Raw genomic sequence first — 19,698 nt, forward strand, 5'->3', positions numbered from 1 at the left:
GAGGTCTTCCCATGATCAACGTGACCAATCGTACCAATATTAACATGCGGTTTTGTTCGTTCAAACTTGCTCTTCGCCATTTGAGCTCTCCATTTTTCGTCCAAGCCAAGGACTAAGTTAAAAATTAATTACCAACCTGAAATTACGCGTATTTCTTTTGAATCTCCAAAGCAACAGCTGAAGGCACAGGCTCGTAATGATCAAACTGCATTGTATACTGCGCACGCCCCTGACTCATAGAGCGAAGAGTATTCACATAACCAAACATATTTGCCAAAGGAACCATTGCATTCACAACCGTTGCAATGCCGCGCGCTTCAGTTCCTGAAATCTGTCCCCGACGAGAATTGAGATCACCAATAACATCACCAACATAATCATCTGGTGTAACAACTTCCACCTTCATGATCGGTTCAAGAAGCTGTGCACCAGCCTTCTTTGCCCCATCACGAAAAGCCGCACGAGCAGCAATCTCAAAAGCCAAAACCGAAGAATCAACATCGTGATAGCCACCATCAATGAGAGTCGCTTTTACACCAAGCATAGGAAAGCCCGCAAGAGGACCTGACCCCATAACACTCTCAATCCCTTTTTGGACACCGGGAATATATTCTTTAGGAACAGCACCACCAACAATCTTTGACTCAAAAATAAAGTCATCACCATCATGAGGCTCAAAAACAATTTTCACACGAGCAAATTGACCTGCACCACCCGATTGTTTCTTATGCGTATAATCAATTTCCGCCATTTTAGTAATTGACTCACGATAAGCAACTTGAGGCTGCCCAACATTTGCTTCAACCTTAAACTCACGCCGCATACGATCAACAATAATATCAAGATGAAGCTCACCCATTCCAGCTATAATAGTCTGACCAGATTCCTCATCCGATTTAACACGAAATGAAGGATCTTCGGCTGCTAGACGGTTAAGAGCAATACCCATTTTTTCTTGATCTGCTTTTGTCTTCGGTTCAATTGCAATCTCAATAACAGGCTCTGGAAATTCCATCCTCTCCAAAATAACAGGCTTCAAAGGATCACAAAGAGTATCCCCTGTTGTCGTCTCCTTAAGTCCTGCAAGAGCAACAATATCACCAGCAAATGCTTCTTCAATATCCTCACGAGAATTTGAATGCATTTGAAGCATACGCCCCAAACGCTCTTTTTTCTTTTTCACAGTATTCTCAAGAGAAATACCTTTCTGAACTTTACCTGAGTAAATACGACAGAACGTCAATGAACCAACAAAAGGATCATTCATAATTTTAAAAGCAAGCATAGATAACGGAGCATCATCAGAAGATTCGCGTGTCGTCTCAGCCTCATTCTTTACATCAACACCCTTAATCGCCGGAATATCAATTGGAGAAGGAAGATAGGAAACAACAGCATCCAAAAGTGGCTGCACCCCCTTGTTTTTAAAAGCCGTACCACAAAGAACCGGATGAAACTGAACTTCTACTGTCCCCCTACGAATGAGAGAAACAAGCTGCTCGTTGGTTGGCATAACACCTTCCAAATAAGCCTCTGTCGCAGCTTCATCAACCTCCACAGCCATCTCAATCAATTTCTCGCGATATTCTTCAGCTTTCTCCTTTAACTCAGAGGGAATTTCACTTATCACTGCCGAGGCACCAATAGAACCATCCCACTTTAAAGCCTTCATTTCTACAAGATCAACAACTCCTTCAAAGTCATTTTCAGCACCAATCGGCAACTGCAAAACAAGCGCTTTAGCACCTAACCGAGAACCAACCATCTCCACACTACGATAGAAGTCAGCTCCTATTTTGTCCATTTTATTAACAAAAACCATACGAGGCACGCGATACTTCTCAGCTTGCCGCCAAACAGTTTCCGTTTGAGGCTCCACACCAGCATTTGCATCCAACAAGGCTATTGCACCATCAAGAACACGCAAAGAGCGCTCAACTTCAATCGTAAAATCAACGTGCCCTGGCGTATCAATAATATTAAAGCGACGCTTCCGACCGTCTTGCCCTTCCCAAAATGTCGTTGTTGCAGCAGACGTAATCGTAATACCACGCTCCTGCTCCTGCTCCATCCAATCCATTGTAGAAGCCCCATCATGGGTCTCGCCAATTTTATGATTCTTACCGGTATAGAACAGAATACGTTCAGTCATCGTAGTTTTACCAGCATCAATATGCGCCATAATACCAAAATTACGATAATCTTCAATTTTATATTCGCGAGCCATTATATTTGCCTTAGTTTAAAACTTCTACCAGCGATAGTGAGAAAAAGCACGATTAGCTTCAGCCATACGATGAACATCTTCACGCTTCTTCACGGCAGAACCACGATTATTAGCCGCATCCATCAATTCACCAGATAAACGCTCAACCATCGTCGTTTCATTTCGACCACGTGCCGCCGCAATCAACCAACGAATAGCAAGAGCCTGACGACGATCAGGACGAACATCAATCGGAACTTGATAAGTAGCGCCACCAACACGGCGTGAACGAACCTCAATATGAGGAGCAATATTCTCTAAAGCTCGATGAAATAGAGCCACAGGATCTGTTTTTACTCTTTTTTCCACAGAATCGAGCGCACCATAAACAATACGCTCTGCAACTGATTTTTTACCATCAAACATAATGGCATTCATAAATTTCATAATAACCAAATCACCAAATTTTGGATCTGGATTAATCTCACGCTTTTCTGCTCTATGACGACGGGACATTAGCTTTGTCTCTCAATATTATTTTGGACGCTTTGCGCCATACTTTGAACGACGCTGTTTACGATTCTTGACACCCTGCGTATCAAGCAAACCACGAATAATGTGATAACGAACTCCTGGCAAATCTTTCACACGACCACCACGAATCATTACAACAGAGTGCTCTTGAAGATTATGTCCCTCTCCAGGAATATAACCAATCACCTCAAATCCATTCGTCAAGCGAATTTTAGCAACTTTACGAAGAGCAGAATTAGGTTTCTTCGGTGTTGTTGTATAAACACGCGTACAAACACCACGCTTCTGCGGATTCGACTGCAGAGCAGGAACCTTATTACGTTTAACTGGCGCCACACGCGGCTTGCGAATCAACTGGTTTACGGTAGGCATGTAACCTTCCTCTTTTTCGATCTACATTCGTCTCACCCAATCGGGCTTTTCTATTTTTATTTCTATCTACCCCAACAGAATCGGAACAGATATCTAAGTCTACACACAAAATCGGGCACACCTGCAAAAAAAACAGTTTACCCGACCATAAGCAGAGAAGGCAATAGCCTTTTGCACTAGCATTTGCTTTTAATCTTCTTAACACCTGTGAATAATCTTCCGGTTCATATCCAAAACGCCTGATTACATTCACATCGGTTATGTCCATCTCTAATAGCGAGAACACGTACATTCGTCAAGAACTAAACAGCAGAAAGTTTTTAAAAATGAAAATAAATTAAATTTTAAAACTTTAAATTTGCTTTTATTGCTACTCTTGATAAATCAATTTACCATAGTAATATCCCCTATAAATAAAAAAGTAGCGATGTGACTGTAGTAAAACATACATGCAGTAAATTGAATTGCATATTGGATATCTAATGATGAGCGCCATGAAAATAGCAACGTGGAATATTGCCGGGATAAAAGCACGACATGAAACATTATGTCAATGGCTGCAGCAAAGCCAGCCGGACATAGTCTGTTTACAGGAAATTAAAAGTATCGATGAAAATTTTCCACGCGATGCAATTGAAAGTTTAGGTTACCATATAGAAACACACGGACAAAAAAGTTTTAATGGCGTTGCGATTCTCTCTAAAAAAACACCAGATGAAGTGATCCGTCGATTACCAGGCAATGATAATGATAAACAAACACGTTACATTGAAGCTGTTTATTCAACAAACAAAGGTGTTGTTCGTGTTGCATCTCTCTATTTGCCAAATGGGAATCCTATTGAGAGTGAAAAATATTCCTATAAGATAGAATGGATGGAAAGATTATATACACATGCAAAATCATTACTTACGTATGAAGAACCTCTTATTCTAGCAGGTGATTATAATGTCATCCCCACTCCATTAGATGCAAAAAAACCTCAAGAATGGTATCAAGATGCCTTATTTCTTCAAGAAACAAGAAAAGCATTCCAACGTATTCTTCATTTAGGTCTTTACGATGCTATCCGGAATGTCACCGATACTCCCTCCTTCAGTTTTTGGGATTTTCAGGCAGGTGCTTGGCCTAAGAATAATGGGATTCGCATTGATCATTTATTATTATCACCAGAAGCTGTTGATCAACTAATTTGCGCTCAGAGCCAAACAGAAGTAAGGGGATATCAAAAACCATCCGACCACGTTCCTGTTTGGATTCACCTTAATATCAATTAATAAAGTAAAATCCTCATTTCATGAGACAACAAAAAAATTCCACTCAAAAATAATAACTATGCTACAGCATATAAACAGTATATCTTAAGCAAATAAAATAAAAACAAATGAATGGAGGACATAAATGAAGAAATCATTGTTAATGCTTATTGCAGCAACGGCCATTGGATTCTCAAGTTTCGCGCATGCTGAACATGATACTCTTGAAAAAATAAAACGAACAGGTGAAATTACTTTAGGTGTCCGTGAATCATCTGGTTTAGCCTACGCCCTTGGTAATAATAAATATGTAGGTTTTCATACAGAAATGGCAGAACGGATCATTGATGATATCTCAAAAAAAATTGGTAAACCAATTAAAATTCATTATCTTCCCATCACTTCTCAAAATAGAATTCCTCTCTTAAAAAATAAAACCTATGATTTTGAGTGCGGCTCAACAACACATGATATTGCCCGCAGTAAAGAAGCAGCATTTGCTTATACGACATACATTGAAGAGGTTCGGATTGCTGTAAAGAAAAACTCTAACATTAAATCTCTTGAGGATTTAAATGGAAAAACAGTTGCAACGACCACCGGTACAACATCTGTTCAACTTATTCGTAAAAATAAACGTGCAAAAAACATTCAGTTTAAAGTTTTAAAGGGGAAAGATCACGGAGATAGTTTTTTATTATTAGAATCTGGTAAGGCAGATGCTTTTGTCATGGACGCTTCAATTCTTGCTGGACATATTGCTAAATCAAAGAATCCATCTGATTATGTCATTCTTGATACTGTACTTTCAGTCGAACCTATTGCCTGTATGCTCAGATTAAATGACAAAAAATTTGAACAAACAATCAACGATAGTATTGTACGTCAGATTAAAGATGAATCACTGGAAAAGCTTTATAATAAGTGGTTTATGAAACCGATCCCACCTGCTAACACTGTTATGAACCTTCCCTTGTCAAAACAAACAAGATATGCTTGGGATCACCCAAATAATAAGCCTCGAGAAAGCTACGCAGAAAAAGATTTATAGAATTTAATAAAGAAGAACCACACTCTTTTGAAATTGAGTGTGGTTTATATTTTAATTCACTTTTTAATAAATCTGGACTATGTAGATGCGCGTGGTTTATTGTCCTATTTGTGAATGACTAATTTGAGGGAATATCAATTAATGGACTTTTCTTTCCTTTGTAGAGATGACCTTACTCAAACATTGGTAACAGGATGCTTGGGAACTCCCGGCGTGAGCCATACCTATTTAGATACACTTCTCGATGGCTTTAAAAATACGGTTATATTGTCTATCACTTCACTTATATTAGCTGTATTGTGTGGTGTTGTTATAGGAACAATGCGCACTTTACCCAAAACATCCATAATCAATTATATATTTCGCACTATCGGTACTATTTGGGTAGAGATTATGCGTAATATTCCCCTCCTTGTACAAGTGTTTTTGTGGTATTTTGTTGTTCCGAAGATTTATCCACCAGCGATGAAATTTTCCCCCATTCTCTTGATAACATGCGCATTGGGATTCTTTACATCTGCACGCATTGCTGAACAGGTTCGTTCAGGCATTGAAGCGATTCCTTCTGGACAACGCTATGCTGCTATGGCAATGGGATTTACAACTTATCAAAGTTATCGCTATATTATACTACCACGTGCTATACGTGCAATTATGCCACCTCTTACTTCAGAAGCAATGGGGATTGTGAAAAATTCATCTATAGCATTCGCCGTTTCAATAAATGAGCTCATGCAATTTCAATACCAAACAATTGAAGAAGTAAGCCATGTTTACGAAAATTATTTGCTTGTTACGATCCTTTATATTCTAATAGCCTTATTCGTATTCATTGTGATGACAGTCATTGAACAAATACTCAAAATTCCTAATTTTCAAACAAAGGGAAATTGAATATGATGAATTTCATAAGCTCTCAGTTTGGACTTTATTTTCCTTTCAATTTTTCCGACTTTGATTTTTCCTTTTTTACCTTTGATGTATTTCGTTCTTACATTTTATCAGGTTTACTCTTTAGCGTTTTTCTAACTCTTTTTGCAACGGTATTGGGGTTTGTTTTCGGCACACTTTTAGCAATGATGCGCCTTTCTTCCATAAAACTTCTTTCTTGGTTTGCAATCAGTTACATAACAGCTATGCGTTCAATACCACTTGTGATGGTTATCTTATGGTTTTTCGTGCTTCTGCCTTTTTTAACTGGTATATCCATTGGTGCAAATAAATCAGCACTCATTACCTTTACCGCATTTGAAACGGCTTATTTTGCTGAGATTATGCGTGCTGGAATCAATTCAGTTCCGCAAGGACAAAAATATGCAGGACAAGCTCTTGGAATGACATATTGGCAAAGTATGTACATTGTCATTCTTCCTCAAGCCTTTAGAGATATGCTTCCAGTCTTTTTAACACAAGTTATTATCCTTTTTCAGGATACAACCCTTGTTTATGCCATCAGTGGTCATAGCCTTTTGAATGGTTTTGATATTGCTGCTAATAATTTTGGTGTAAAGCAAGAAGCTTATATCTTAGCAGCTATTTTCTATTTTGTTATCTGTTTTACACTGTCACAAATAGTTTTGTATTTACAAAAAAAAGTATCCATTATTCGCTAACAGGAAAAAAAATGTCTACTCATATGATCGAAATAAAAAATGTTTCTAATTGGTATGGCGAAATTAAAGTCCTTAAAAACTGTACAACCAATATTAATAAAGGAGAAGTCGTTGTCGTTTGTGGTCCATCAGGCTCAGGAAAGTCAACACTCATTAAAACTATTAACGCTCTCGTCCCTTTTCAAAAAGGTGAAATTTGGATTAATGGAATACCTGTTCATTCAAAAAAAACGAATCTGCCTAAATTGCGAAGTCAGGTAGGAATGGTGTTTCAACACTTCGAGCTTTTCCCCCATTTATCTGTCACAGAAAATTTGACAATTGCACAAATCAAAGTCCTAAAACGAAGCAAAAAAGAAGCACTTGAACGTGGATTGTTATATCTTGAACGCGTTGGCCTCATTGAACACAAAGATAAATATCCTGGTCAACTTTCTGGAGGGCAACAACAACGTGTTGCTATTGCACGTGCCTTAACTATGGATCCACTTGTCATGCTTTTTGATGAACCAACATCTGCTCTAGATCCTGAAATGGTAGGTGAAGTACTCGATGTCATGATTAGCTTAGCAGAAGAAGGTATGACGATGATTTGTGTAACCCATGAAATGGGATTTGCACAAAAAGTCTCTGAGCGTGTTATTTTCATAGATCAAGGAAAAATTCTTGAAGACTGCTCATCTAAAGAGTTTTTTTCTGATCCGCAAGCAAGAAAACCGAGAACGCAAGAATTTTTGTCTAAAATCCTAAGTCATTAGCCATTAGATTATCAAAAAAAGCTATCTTTACTATGAACTTGTATACAAGAAAACAGAGTTTAATATAAGATGAAAGAATGTAAAAATATTACAATCAGATGTTTAAAAACTGTTATTCTTTAAAATCTCAGCAACCAGTGAAATTGCTGTACGTCTCTCAGATTCATTACAAAGAGCAAAAGCCTGTTCTTGCAAAGGATGAATCCAATTTTTGTCTTTTACGTTAGCTTTTTCATAGGCAGCAGTTAACATTGCTGCCCCACGGACAATTTTTCCTTCTTGAAGCAGTATATTTCCAAGCATTGCTTGGGCAGAAGGATTTCCTTTTTTTGCTGAAAGTTGAAACCATCGTGCTGCTTGTATAAGATTCTTCTCCCTTCCCTCTCCCTTTAAAAATATTTTTCCTAAATGATACTGAGCTTTAGGATTTCTATAGTTTACCGCAGCCTGCATATAAAGATGAGCAGCATAAGAAGGATCAGGTTTCACAGGTGATTGAGGAATACCTTTTTTTATATATCTCGCAAGTTTAACCAATGCATCAGAAACATAACTTTCATCCTCTGAACCAAGATCAGCACCTTTTTCAACAATATATGCAAAAAAATTATATGCCTTATAATCATTTTTAGGGACACCATCACCGTTTGCATAGATAGAGCCAAGTTTCCAATTCGCACCAATATGGCCTCTCTTAGCTGCACAACGTAATGCTGCAATAGCCTGATTTATATGCCCATTTTTATAAGCAGACATGCCACGTTTAAAAAAATAAAACGAACCATCATTCGCTTCTTGCAAGCTATTGACATCTATTACATAAACAGTCGAAAAGAATCCCCCTAAAATCACAACAATCGTGACTTTTTTCCATATCTGAAACCTATTAACCATTTCCCCCCCTATCTCAATTTTAATGATTATATCTGTTACAAATTTCTTTGTAGATATTTAAACTCTTTTTCTTAGTAAGAAGCATACGCGATTTTAAAGTAAAAATTTTAAAAGAAAAGACAAATAGATAAAAATCATCCAAAATGTTCGATAAAATTAAGTATCCATTTTTATATACAACAAATTGATTTTTAAATATAAATCATCATTCTATATTTTGTAACACATCCTTTAACATTCTAAGCTTTATCGATCTTAAAATTTTATACGTATGAGTAAAAATCGTTCAATAAAATAACGTGTATTAAACAGCAACTTGAGAATGAAGAGAATACATGATGAATGGTAAGCGTTTAAATATAAAAAACAATACGAAAGATGGGTAAATATAATGATGATAGTTAACTTATAACTTCACGACTGCCTTACCACCTTAAAGATGAAGTTTTTTGTCTCCGTCAATCTATAAACAATACAAGCTTTTTGTTTAACGGATTGCACCTGACATCATTTCACATGGGGTTACTTCATACTTTACACACAAGTTCTAACTCAGAATACTCACCACTACATACAAAAAAATACCACATGTGTAATTTTACATGCCTTATATTGCTACTCTAAATGATGATATTTTACAGAAATAAAACAATGTTTTGATTTATAATGATAATTTACCTTTTTGCATATTGAATGAGGACCTCGAATATCGTAAGATTCTCTCATTCCAAACCTGTTCCAGGTTAAATCAATCAAAACCATCCGCTTGCACATTACAAGCAGAGAGAGCTATGTGGATAAAAACTCTGTGTAAGAAAGAACTAAAAATGCCTCTTACGAACAGTTTGAGCTAAGGGTTGTCCGGATATTGGACAGAATGGTGCCCCCCGGCGCTTGTTACTTCACAAGCATAAAGAAGGGAAGCTCAATGGATTTACCGTTATACCACTCATGATCTACGTCGTGGAATAGGCTTGGATGCCTTAAAAGATGTCTCTTTAATGATAAACATAAAACAATGGATTTCAGTAGAGATTTTATGATCGTTCATGAAAAACTAACAAAAGAAAAAGTTTCTTTAAAGAAGATCTATACTAGCCCTACTGGTATGCAATTATCTATCAAAAAAATAAAAAGTTGAAATCAATCTAACCGCTCTAAAGCAACAAATATTTTTTTCTGCGCTGCACGCAGTTCTACAACCCTGTTCCGCTCACGCTCAACAATTTCTGCTTTTGCATTTGCTATAAATTGGGGGTTATTTAACTTAAGCGATATTTTTTCAATATCTTGTTCAATTTTACTGACATCCTTCCTCAAACGAACACGTTCAGCCTCCAAATCAATCAACTGTCCTAATGGTAAACAAAAAACAGCCTCTCCCAAAATCATTTGTGCCGATACTTCCGGAAGTTTATCAGAGAAATCAATAACTTCAATACGCGCTAATTTTTTAAGAAGTGCATCATAACGCTTCACACGCTCTCGCGTTACTTCCCCTCCTTCGACAACAACAAGAGGTGCTTGTGTCGCCACTGGAATATTCATTTCAAAACGTACAGACCGAATCCCCGTGACGACATCAATAAGCCAATTAATATCATCAGCAGCTTCTTCATCTATCAATGTTTCCTCTGGCCATTTTGTCAATGCGAGCATATCCTCACGCTTGATGGCTTGCGTTTCTGTAAGAGACCATAACTCTTCCGTCATATAAGGCATAAAAGGATGAAGAAGTTTATAAACTTCATCTAAAACCCAAGCAGTACAAGCTTGAGCCTCATTTTTAGCATCTTCATTTTCCCCCTGAAAAATAGGTTTGAGAAGCTCCAAATACCAATCACATAATGTATTCCAAATGAAACGGTAAAGAGTGGCAGCTGAATCATTAAATTTATAGTGTTCAATACCAGTCGTAACTGCTGAAATTGTTTTAGATAACTCTGTTAAAATCCAACGATTAAGCGGCAATTTTGCTTGTTCTGGTTTAAAAGTTGGATCATGCTTCACACCATTCATCTGTGCAAATCGGGTAGCATTCCACAATTTCGTAGCAAAATTACGATAACCAGCAATACGGGAAACATCAAGTTTTACATCACGACCTTGTGCTGCCATAATAGCTAAAGTAAACCGAAGTGCATCAGCACTATATTGATCAATAAGCTCTAAGGGATCAATAATATTTCCCTTTGATTTTGACATCTTTGCACCCTTTTGATCCCGTACAAGAGCATGCACATAAACCGTTGGGAAAGGAACGTCACCCATAAAGTGAAGTCCCATCATCATCATACGAGCAACCCAGAAAAAAATAATATCAAATCCTGTCACAGATAAAGATGTTGGGTAAAAAGTAGATAATTCAGTCGTTTTATTTGGCCATCCTAATGTTGAAAAAGGCCAAAGAGCTGATGAAAACCAAGTATCTAAAACATCCGGATCACGGATTAATTCAACAACCTCACCATAATGAGCAAAAGCTGAATCTAAAGCCTCTTTTTCACTTTTTTCAACAAAAACCGTTCCATCAGGACCATACCAAGCAGGAATCTGATGTCCCCACCATAATTGGCGAGAAATGCACCAAGGTTGAATATTTTCCATCCAATTGAAGTACGTCTTTTTCCAGTTATCGGGAACGAACTGCGTTTTGCCTTGTTGAACAGCCTCTATCGCTGGCTTTGCTAATTCAGCAGCATGAACATACCATTGATCCGTCAAAAAAGGCTCAATAGGGACACCACTGCGATCTCCATGAGGAACCATATGGGTATGATCATCAACAGAAGCTAAATATCCCTGTTCTTCCATCAAAGAAACAATCTTCTGGCGAGCAACAAAACGATCAGATTTATCGAGATTTTCTACTAACATTTTTAATTCATCTGATAAAATCAAACCATCGAAAAATGCTTCATTTTCACGAAGAAAAATCTCGGCTTGCTGGGTAAAAATATTGATCAAGCGTAAATGATTACGCTGTCCTACTTCAAAGTCATTAAAGTCATGAGCTGGTGTGATTTTTACAGCACCACTTCCAGCTTCAGGATCAGCATGGCTATCACCAACAATTAATAACCTACGACCAACAAGCGGCAAAAGAGCATTTTTACCGATAAGATTTTTATAACGCTCATCTTCAGGATTAACAGCAATTCCTGTATCACCAAGCATTGTTTCTGGTCGTGTTGTCGCCACTGTTATAAAAGTTGTCGCATCATTTGGATCAAAAATTTTACCTTCAAGTGGATATCTAAAGTGCCACAAACGTCCTTGAACTTCTTTTTGCTCAACTTCAAGATCTGAAATAGCTGTCAACAATTTAGGATCCCAATTGACGAGGCGCTTATCCCTATATATCAACCCTTGCTTATAAAGCGTGACAAAGACTTCACGAACCGCCTGCGACAACCCCTCATCCATTGTAAACCGCTCACGCGACCAATCACATGAAACCCCAAGGCGACGCAACTGGTTTGCAATAACGCCTCCAGTTTCATAACGCCATTCCCAAATACGCTCAATAAACTTTTCTCTCCCCATTTCTTGACGCGTTGGCTCTTGGCGTTCTGCAAGTTGACGCTCCACTACCATTTGCGTAGCAATCCCAGCATGATCCATACCAGGCTGCCACAACACATTTCTGCCACGCATCCGCTGAAATCTAACTATTATATCTTGAATTGTCGTATTGAGCGCATGCCCCATATGAAGTGAGCCCGTAACATTAGGAGGAGGAAGCATAACGCAAAAAGGTTCTGCACCGCTTTTAGAACCAGCTCCCGCTTTAAAAGCCCCACGAGTCTCCCATCTCTTTGCAACCCGTTGCTCTATAGAGGCAGCATCATAGTTTTTTTCTAACATTCTATCCATCCATAACGCCGCTGAAAAACACAATATATGATCAAAACCTGATCAGAATCTCGTGAATCTCAGCCATTCACTAGAGAGCTCGCAAAATCGCAAACAAAATTCTCATAAAATGAAAAACATAAAAATAATGTAAAAATAATTAAGACGATTTTTTAATCGCCTTCATAATCTCTTCACGCAAAATATCTTCCAGCAAAATAGGCAATTTAGACTGTAACCATTCTGCTATAGCAGGACGCAACACATCCTTTGCAATCTTTTCTGCAGAAGAAATACAATATGCAGACAATTCCACATGACCATCCCTTCCAGCGTCTGACTGTGATTTCCTTATCTCATCTTCATATTCTTTTGCTTTATAAACAGAATTCCGTTCTTCAGAAGAAAGCTTCATCTTTTGCATATCCATACCAACTGTATTATTTTCTGCCTCTATATCCTCTTTCTCTTGCGTTATCTTCCCTCCTTGATTTTCAGAAGAAAGACCAATACGATCAGCTAAAGCTTTCATAGCATCATCAACCGATAAGGTTGTATCATAAATACCCTCGGATGCCACTTCTGAAGCATTCACTGCAACATCTTCATTTAAAAAGTGATCAGATTGAACCGCATTTTCTTCGATTATTTCACGAATAGATGTTAAAATTTCATCCATACTTGGCTCACGTAACACGCTTGAACTCTGTACCATACTTTACAACCTCTCAAAGACGCAACAACAAATAGAATCATATTTTCAGTGTATGCAAAAGAATTATAAGATCAACATGCCTCCTACGATATTTTCAAATATGCTTGTCATAAAGAGGGCGCTACACACAGTTTTCTACACTTATAAAAATAATATCTCGCCGCAATATCTTTCAACATATTCAACTGTTGATTTACTAAGCTTTTAAAAACTAAAATAATTTAATAAGATTCAAAGAGATACTTTTATGTATTATCGGATATATTTAATTGTTTTTAAACCTAAATAACTTGCAGTCAATTTACCAATAGAAGATTGAACACTATAGCTCGCCACAACAGCATTACGCTCTGCCATTGCAAGCGCAATCTGAGCATTAATCAATAGAGTACGAGAATTTAAAACATCCAGCGTCGTTGCTTGCCCTACGAGATTTTCTTGAACACGACCTTTCAGAGCAATTTCAGCAGCACGAACACTTTCACGGTAAGCAACAACAGATGAGCGTGCGCCCTCCAACTGAAACCAAGCAGAAGTAAGTGCTTGTCGCGTATTACTATGCGCCAAATCGAGTTGAAGCTGCGCCTGTCCAAGCTGTTCCCTTGATTGGCGAATTTGCGCAGACGTACGCCCTCCTTCAAAGATTGGGACACTTACTGACAACACTATCGATTTAGAAATGCCATCTTCTCCAACCCCGCTGTAGATTCGATTATAAGATGCAGTTGCAGAAAAATCAACTTTAGGGAGCAACGCCCCTTCTTTCGCCTTTACATTATAAACACTCGCATCGACTAAATATTTAGCATAAAGGATTGCTGGATGCATCACAACGCTCATTTGGTAAGCCATATCAAGGTTGACGGGAAAATCTTTGGCTACAGGTGGGCGTTTTAACTTTTCAGGATCAGAACCAATAACTTGTCGATACACTGCCTCTGCTGCTTTTACATCAGCACGAGCAAGACTCAGCTCTGAAACCGCCACGGAACGTGCAGCTTGAGCTTGAGCAAGATCAACATGCCCTCCTTCACCCACATCAAATTTTGCTTTATTGGAACGAACTTGTTCCTCAAGAGCTGCCAAATTTTCTCTCCGAAGATCGGCAACACGACGTGCGTGATAGACATTAGCATAAGCGGTCACCGCCTCCAGAAACGTATTTTGTTCAACATTACGAAGATATTCACGCTGAGCCTGCAACTTAACTTGAGCTGAAGAAAAGATATTTTGCGTGATAAAACCATCAAATAATCTTTGATTTAATCTCACTCCTATAGATCCAGAAGTGACATAAGGACCTGTAAAAGACTTATTGCGCCCATAGTTCCCAACTCCCTCAACTTGTGGCAATAGCCCCGATCGCGCAATGACAACATCATCACTGGATATACGCACAGCTGCACGTTCACTATTCAACTTAGCATTATATTTATAAGCCTTAGAAAAGGCATCCATCAATGTTTCAGCACAAACAGCCTCTGATAGAAAAACACTCAACACCAGCAATAAACACGCCTGAAACTTCTTGTTTACTCTAAACATAATACACACAATAACAAACCCCAAATAAATTACAAAATTATCTTTTATTCACAAAACAAACAAGCACTAAAACACAAAACCAGGTGTTTTGAAAAAACAAGGAAGAGGCTTTACAGCGAGGTTAAAAGCACGACGAGCCGAGATGATCCCATCTTCTTTTATATAGATTTGTGCAACAGCAGCATTTCCATGCCCTTCAACCACAACAAGACGTCCACAGTCTTTCATTTGATCAAAGATACCTTGAGGAATAAAATCAACAGATCCCTCAATGAAAATCACGTCATAAGGTCCCTCAACGGCATATCCTTTCTCTAATGGACCATGAACGACAACCACATTATCACATTGATTCCGTTCTAAAGCTTCAAGAGCACGTTCAAAGAGAGATTTATCACTTTCCAGCGCAATCACAGACCCTGCAAGTTTTGCAAGCAACGCTGCACAATAACCACTATTTGCACCAATATCTAAAACAACATCTGATGATTTTACAGCGGCAAGCTGTAGTAATTTCGCTAGAGACGCAGGTTTCATCAAATAGCGTGCAGGAACCCCATCTTGCACTGGACATAGAACAATATCAGTATCAAGATAACTTAACACTTTCATATCTTCCGATACAAAATCTTCACGAGATACCGTTAAAAAGGCTTCAAGAACTGATAAATCCGTTACATCGACTGTACGAATTTGATTGTCAACCATTTTGCGACGAAGCTCAGCAAAATCTGCAACCATAACGAATATTTTCTCCTAACCTACAAAAAACAAACAAAACAACGACAACAAGGGACGAAGATCTCTTAAACTATGGGTGTTAGAAAAAAGGATGCTACAGTCAACAATTAGATTTTAACTGTATAATCTCTCATACAAAAGTGTCTTCACAAGAATAGAGGGAAATAATCTATTTTCCTATACCTCATCTCCCCTAAAAGCCGTTTCGTTTAAAATCGGCTGGAGGCCTCGCCCGGAATCGAACCGGGATACAAGGATTTGCAGTCCTCTGCGTAACCATTCCGCCACGAGGCCTCGTCAACAAACATAAAGGTTTCAATAAGGGAAGGCAACGCATCCGTCAAGGTGTAGAAATATTCTCTCGCCTTTTTTCCTCTTATTACACAATTTATCATATTTTTTTTAAAAAAGTAATTTTATCCTTTGCAAATCAGTATTGCTTTGCTATAGCCTTTTCAATTAAATGATTGGGCACCGTTCCCCGGTAGCTCAGCGGTAGAGCAACCGGCTGTTAACCGGTTGGTCGCTGGTTCGAATCCGGCCCGGGGAGCCACTTTTCTTTTATTCTACGTAATTTATTGTTTTTTCTAAAGTTTTTAGACATGAGGGATTCGTTAATAAAAGTAATGGAATAGGATTTTTGCAATAAAATAGAAACGCAATATCCTACGGGATGTGTTTTTTGCAATGAACGCAAAAAACTATTGATTCATTTTAAAATAGCACAAATAAGATTACTTTTCTCAAACCACCGCACCTCTATAAGAGGGCACTGCAATTATTTGCACATTATAAATTATAAATTACGATTTCTTTCATCAAAGATGAATTATTAAGCTCCATCAGCAATGAAACTGTCTCATATTTTTTTTCCAAAGAAAGAATGATTTATACTCAATAAAGAAATTAAACTTAAAAACCTGCTCATGAAGCAATCATTTTGAAAAATGGAAGAAACAATAATCAAGGTCATATATTATCTCCATACACCCCACATAACCTCCTCCCCATCCTAAAAGCAAAAAACATAAAACAAGTCTGTAAACACTCCAACGTCTTATCTAATAGGTTGCCTCCTGCTAGCCACTTCAACGCTTTACAAACAACCTTGCCTTGTTCACCACACTGTCATAAAACATTTAATACATAAAATCTTATAGGCTTTATAGCCCCAAATACTTTATATCCCCCCAAATAATAGTGTTTTACAGTAAAAACCAAGATAACGAGCTAAATTGTTAAGAATCTTGAGAAAGCCTTCAGAAATCATGACATTCTCGCTATTGTATTATGCAGTCACATGCTTTTTTAAAGAGATATCTCTTAAATCCCCCAAGACTCTTTCACAATGACACCCCCGTAAATGGTATAAAATGAAATCGATTGATCAGCCCCATCTTTATTTATAATAAAAGCCATACCATCATACTATTTTCCAACTCTCAATCTCAGCAATCCCCCATTGCCTTTGAAAGAGTTTATAAAAATTATTTTATTTATTTTTCAAATGTTTATTTATATGACAACTTCACACATAACGTGCAAGCGAATACTTTTGATTGATCCGCATAAATAACTTAAAAATGAAAAAAATACGATATAGTGAATTATTAAATATATAAAACAATGAGTTATTATTAGACATCAATTTTTAAAATTAAAAGTTATCATTAAAGATAAAACACATCCTTTATAAAAATAATTTTATATAAATAAAATCTACTTTTATTCCCATTTAAAAAAATGGGAATAAAGCAAATAAATAATTGCCTCTACAATAAAGATTTTTAATAAATCCAAAAAGTTAGAAGTTTTCATTTCTAAAAAATGAAAACCTCTAAAGGATCTTCTTACTTTGACAAGAGTATTTTATAGCTCTTTTCATCAACAAAAGTAAAAAATCTCCAGTACATGATCTTTTTTCAAGACTTTATCTAAGCAGCCCTCTTAACTGATTTTCGAAAACGAAGAGGCTTTGCACGCTTTACTACTGCTTTTGCTTTTTTATGCCTCTCATTTTGAGGTGAAGAATTCTTCCGCTGCAACTGTGCGGTATCATCTTTTCGACCTAAAAACTGTTTTTGATGTTTAGATTTTTTAAAACGGCGTTCCTTATCGTTTTCTTTTTCTTTACTTTCTCGTACAATTGGCTTTTCTGGAAACGCTGCAAATTGTTCTGGAACAGCCTCAGCCACCAATTTCATACGAATCAAGCGCTCTATAGCACGCAAGCGGGACCTTTCTACCTTCTCATCAAAAAGCGTAAGTGCTACACCAGATGCGCCATTACGTCCTGTACGACCAATACGATGTACATAACTTTCAGCTTCATCTGGTAAGTCGTAATTAATAACGTGGCTTATCCCTGGTATATCAATACCGCGTGCAGCAATATCTGTTGCCACTAGAATCTGCACAGATCTTTCACGAAAAGCTTTTAAAGCAGACTGGCGAGCACCTTGTGATTTATTTCCATGAATTGTTGCGACTAAATATCCTACCTTTTCTAAACTACGTGTGACAGCATCTGCCCCATGTTTAGTTCGAGTAAAAACAATAACCGAATCAAAAGCTGGATTTGTCAAAAGTTTACTTAAAACATTCTTTTTTTCATTCGTAGGAACACAATATAATTTTTGGCAAATCTCTACAGCCGTAGTACCTTGAGGAACAACTTCAATTTTAACCGGATCATTGAGTAAACATTTTGCAAGCACAGCAATTTCCCTCGGCATTGTTGCAGAAAAGAGTGCTGTCTGACGCTCTTGATGCAAAAGCTTTGCAATTTGCTTAACATCATGAATAAACCCCATATCCAACATACGATCTGCTTCATCCAAAATCAAAAAACGAGATTGGGAAAGATCAACACACTTTTCACGAACAAGATCTCTCAAACGCCCTGGAGTCGCTATCAAAACATCCACACCTGCTTCCATACGTTTAATTTGTTTTAAACGTGATACGCCCCCAAAAATAAGACATGTTGAAAGATGTGCTCCTTTCGCCGCAGTGCGAATCGCTTCATCAATCTGAACAGCAAGTTCGCGCGTTGGAGCTAAAATCAAAGCGCGTGCAGTTTTAGGGCAGCGTTTATCACCTAAAGCCAAAATCTGACTTAAAATAGGCAAACTAAATGCCAAAGTTTTTCCAGAGCCTGTCTGAGCAACACCTAAAATATCGTGTCCTTTCAACATCACTGGAATAGCTTGTTCTTGTATAGGTTTAGGTTTACTCATCCCAGCAATGAGTAAATTTTTAATCAAAAGAGTAGGCAAACCTAACTTTGTAAAAACATTTTCTTCTTTTATAGGCAAAATAAAATCTTTCCTTAGCTGAAGAACTCAAAAGAAGTAACCATCTGAACTCTCCACTCAAGAATCCGCGCAAGAGAAATCCCTGACATTTTAAATGAAGCAACGCCTAAAAAGCGGCTTGCGCAACTCATGAACACCTTGAAATCAAGATAAAGGCGTATAAACTTCACTTTACAAAAAGCCAACAAACCAGCCTAAATGCCTTCATCTCTATTATCTTTGGATTATGATAAAAAAGCAAGAACTTTACGAAATACATTTATCATGAATAAAAACAATATTTAGATCGTTTACTTTTTGATGATTGTGTCCATCGGTAAATGTACCTTGATAAAATCAGGATAAATCTCGAGAAAAACTGGATTTTGTAAAGTTTTTTGACCGCCATAAATTAAATACCATTGGTTTTTATCAAAAATCGCCAAAGTTTTATATTGAATGATGCGATCTTTCATCTCAAGAACTGTTGGAATTAAAGCATACAAAGTACCGTTATCAGTTTGTAAATACTCTATATTTTCTTTATCTAAATAATAAGCACCAGAAGGCAACCCCTCAAATTTCTTATGCAACTGTTGAAGAAAATCACTACGTAAAGCACTCTCTGTTGTATTCAATCGATGTGCCATCTCTTTATAAAGCCGCTCAGGCATATAACGAGAAATAGGCATAAAATCCCCATTTTTTATAGCATTATTGACATCAACAACGACTCTTGAAAGTTCATCTTTTTGTACTATTGTTGGCTGAGATGCTAAACTCTGTTGATTAACAATCAAAAAGAAAAATAGACTCAGCACCGAATAAAAAATAGGTTTCATCATTATACTTCTTGTTTTAG

General features: G+C 37.4%; 15 protein-coding genes, 2 tRNA genes and 1 pseudogene. 6 read left to right on the forward strand and 12 right to left on the reverse strand.

All coding sequences use genetic code 11. The features are described from left to right. The 4 genes and pseudogenes from ACFIJW_RS01060 to rpsL form a co-directional block, all read right to left on the reverse strand. A pseudogene (locus ACFIJW_RS01060) lies at positions 1-80 on the reverse strand (elongation factor Tu); the annotation flags it as partial. Positions 81-142: 62 nt separating this feature from the next. Continuing rightward, complete coding sequence (fusA, locus tag ACFIJW_RS01065) at positions 143-2,227, reverse strand: elongation factor G (RefSeq protein ID WP_375632905.1); 2,085 nt, start codon at positions 2,225-2,227, stop codon at positions 143-145. A 24-nt stretch (positions 2,228-2,251) separates the two neighbouring features. Beyond that, positions 2,252-2,722 carry a 30S ribosomal protein S7 gene (gene rpsG, locus ACFIJW_RS01070; protein WP_375632907.1) on the reverse strand — a complete coding sequence of 157 codons (471 nt, stop codon included), beginning with the start codon at positions 2,720-2,722 and terminating at the stop codon, positions 2,252-2,254. Between the two features lie 18 nt (positions 2,723-2,740). After that, positions 2,741-3,112, reverse strand: coding sequence for a 30S ribosomal protein S12 (gene rpsL / locus ACFIJW_RS01075; RefSeq protein WP_005773262.1), 372 nt, complete (start codon positions 3,110-3,112; stop codon positions 2,741-2,743). A gap of 494 nt (positions 3,113-3,606) precedes the next feature. Between rpsL and xth the strand changes: the two genes are divergently transcribed. From xth to ACFIJW_RS01100, 5 genes are all read left to right on the forward strand, one after another. After that, positions 3,607-4,389, forward strand: a complete 783-nt coding sequence (xth, locus tag ACFIJW_RS01080) for an exodeoxyribonuclease III (RefSeq protein WP_375632909.1) — start codon at positions 3,607-3,609, stop codon at positions 4,387-4,389. Between the two features lie 124 nt (positions 4,390-4,513). Further along, positions 4,514-5,419, forward strand: a complete 906-nt coding sequence (locus ACFIJW_RS01085; RefSeq protein WP_375621442.1) for a transporter substrate-binding domain-containing protein — start codon at positions 4,514-4,516, stop codon at positions 5,417-5,419. A 141-nt stretch (positions 5,420-5,560) separates the two neighbouring features. Next, positions 5,561-6,313 (forward strand): amino acid ABC transporter permease, encoded by a 753-nt coding sequence (locus ACFIJW_RS01090; protein ID WP_375632911.1) that lies wholly within the window; start codon positions 5,561-5,563, stop codon positions 6,311-6,313. 2 nt (positions 6,314-6,315) lie between these two features. Continuing rightward, a complete protein-coding gene (locus tag ACFIJW_RS01095; RefSeq protein WP_375621443.1) occupies positions 6,316-7,032 on the forward strand; it encodes an amino acid ABC transporter permease in 717 nt (238 codons plus the stop codon). A gap of 11 nt (positions 7,033-7,043) precedes the next feature. After that, positions 7,044-7,790 carry an amino acid ABC transporter ATP-binding protein gene (locus tag ACFIJW_RS01100; RefSeq protein ID WP_375632913.1) on the forward strand — a complete coding sequence of 249 codons (747 nt, stop codon included), beginning with the start codon at positions 7,044-7,046 and terminating at the stop codon, positions 7,788-7,790. A 102-nt stretch (positions 7,791-7,892) separates the two neighbouring features. On the opposite strand, the gene ACFIJW_RS01105 is transcribed toward ACFIJW_RS01100, so the two are convergent. The 6 genes from ACFIJW_RS01105 to ACFIJW_RS01130 form a co-directional block, all read right to left on the reverse strand. Then, positions 7,893-8,684 carry a tetratricopeptide repeat protein gene (locus ACFIJW_RS01105; protein WP_375632915.1) on the reverse strand — a complete coding sequence of 264 codons (792 nt, stop codon included), beginning with the start codon at positions 8,682-8,684 and terminating at the stop codon, positions 7,893-7,895. 1,143 nt (positions 8,685-9,827) lie between these two features. Further along, the gene (locus tag ACFIJW_RS01110; protein WP_375632917.1) at positions 9,828-12,551 is read right to left on the reverse strand and encodes a valine--tRNA ligase; all 2,724 of its coding nucleotides are present in this window, start codon (positions 12,549-12,551) and stop codon (positions 9,828-9,830) included. A gap of 148 nt (positions 12,552-12,699) precedes the next feature. Further along, positions 12,700-13,254, reverse strand: a complete 555-nt coding sequence (locus ACFIJW_RS01115; RefSeq protein WP_375632919.1) for a DUF2497 domain-containing protein — start codon at positions 13,252-13,254, stop codon at positions 12,700-12,702. Between the two features lie 252 nt (positions 13,255-13,506). Beyond that, a complete protein-coding gene (locus ACFIJW_RS01120; protein ID WP_375632921.1) occupies positions 13,507-14,799 on the reverse strand; it encodes a TolC family outer membrane protein in 1,293 nt (430 codons plus the stop codon). 66 nt (positions 14,800-14,865) lie between these two features. After that, positions 14,866-15,540, reverse strand: a complete 675-nt coding sequence (locus ACFIJW_RS01125; RefSeq protein WP_375632626.1) for a protein-L-isoaspartate O-methyltransferase — start codon at positions 15,538-15,540, stop codon at positions 14,866-14,868. 220 nt (positions 15,541-15,760) lie between these two features. After that, a tRNA-Cys gene (locus ACFIJW_RS01130) sits at positions 15,761-15,834 on the reverse strand. 184 nt (positions 15,835-16,018) lie between these two features. Here ACFIJW_RS01130 and ACFIJW_RS01135 point away from each other — a divergent pair. Continuing rightward, positions 16,019-16,093 (forward strand) — tRNA-Asn (locus ACFIJW_RS01135). Positions 16,094-17,474: 1,381 nt separating this feature from the next. Here the strand turns inward: ACFIJW_RS01135 and ACFIJW_RS01140 are convergent. Beyond that, positions 17,475-18,857 (reverse strand): DEAD/DEAH box helicase, encoded by a 1,383-nt coding sequence (locus tag ACFIJW_RS01140; RefSeq protein ID WP_375632923.1) that lies wholly within the window; start codon positions 18,855-18,857, stop codon positions 17,475-17,477. A 290-nt stretch (positions 18,858-19,147) separates the two neighbouring features. Continuing rightward, positions 19,148-19,678 (reverse strand): hypothetical protein, encoded by a 531-nt coding sequence (locus tag ACFIJW_RS01145; protein WP_375607472.1) that lies wholly within the window; start codon positions 19,676-19,678, stop codon positions 19,148-19,150. Positions 19,679-19,698 lie beyond the last annotated feature (20 nt).

The organism is Bartonella sp. MM97QHHN (genome assembly GCF_042194285.1).
Lineage (GTDB): Bacteria > Pseudomonadota > Alphaproteobacteria > Rhizobiales > Rhizobiaceae > Bartonella.

Coding starts and splice junctions, on each gene's coding strand:
- fusA (WP_375632905.1), bottom strand. CDS start 2,227: ATGGCTCGCGAATATAAAATTGAAGATTATCGTAATTTTGGTATTATG.
- rpsG (WP_375632907.1), bottom strand. CDS start 2,722: ATGTCCCGTCGTCATAGAGCAGAAAAGCGTGAGATTAATCCAGATCCA.
- rpsL (WP_005773262.1), bottom strand. CDS start 3,112: ATGCCTACCGTAAACCAGTTGATTCGCAAGCCGCGTGTGGCGCCAGTT.
- xth (WP_375632909.1), top strand. CDS start 3,607: ATGAAAATAGCAACGTGGAATATTGCCGGGATAAAAGCACGACATGAA.
- ACFIJW_RS01085 (WP_375621442.1), top strand. CDS start 4,514: ATGAAGAAATCATTGTTAATGCTTATTGCAGCAACGGCCATTGGATTC.
- ACFIJW_RS01090 (WP_375632911.1), top strand. CDS start 5,561: ATGGACTTTTCTTTCCTTTGTAGAGATGACCTTACTCAAACATTGGTA.
- ACFIJW_RS01095 (WP_375621443.1), top strand. CDS start 6,316: ATGATGAATTTCATAAGCTCTCAGTTTGGACTTTATTTTCCTTTCAAT.
- ACFIJW_RS01100 (WP_375632913.1), top strand. CDS start 7,044: ATGTCTACTCATATGATCGAAATAAAAAATGTTTCTAATTGGTATGGC.
- ACFIJW_RS01105 (WP_375632915.1), bottom strand. CDS start 8,684: ATGGTTAATAGGTTTCAGATATGGAAAAAAGTCACGATTGTTGTGATT.
- ACFIJW_RS01110 (WP_375632917.1), bottom strand. CDS start 12,551: ATGTTAGAAAAAAACTATGATGCTGCCTCTATAGAGCAACGGGTTGCA.
- ACFIJW_RS01115 (WP_375632919.1), bottom strand. CDS start 13,254: ATGGTACAGAGTTCAAGCGTGTTACGTGAGCCAAGTATGGATGAAATT.
- ACFIJW_RS01120 (WP_375632921.1), bottom strand. CDS start 14,799: ATGTTTAGAGTAAACAAGAAGTTTCAGGCGTGTTTATTGCTGGTGTTG.
- ACFIJW_RS01125 (WP_375632626.1), bottom strand. CDS start 15,540: ATGGTTGCAGATTTTGCTGAGCTTCGTCGCAAAATGGTTGACAATCAA.
- ACFIJW_RS01145 (WP_375607472.1), bottom strand. CDS start 19,678: ATGAAACCTATTTTTTATTCGGTGCTGAGTCTATTTTTCTTTTTGATT.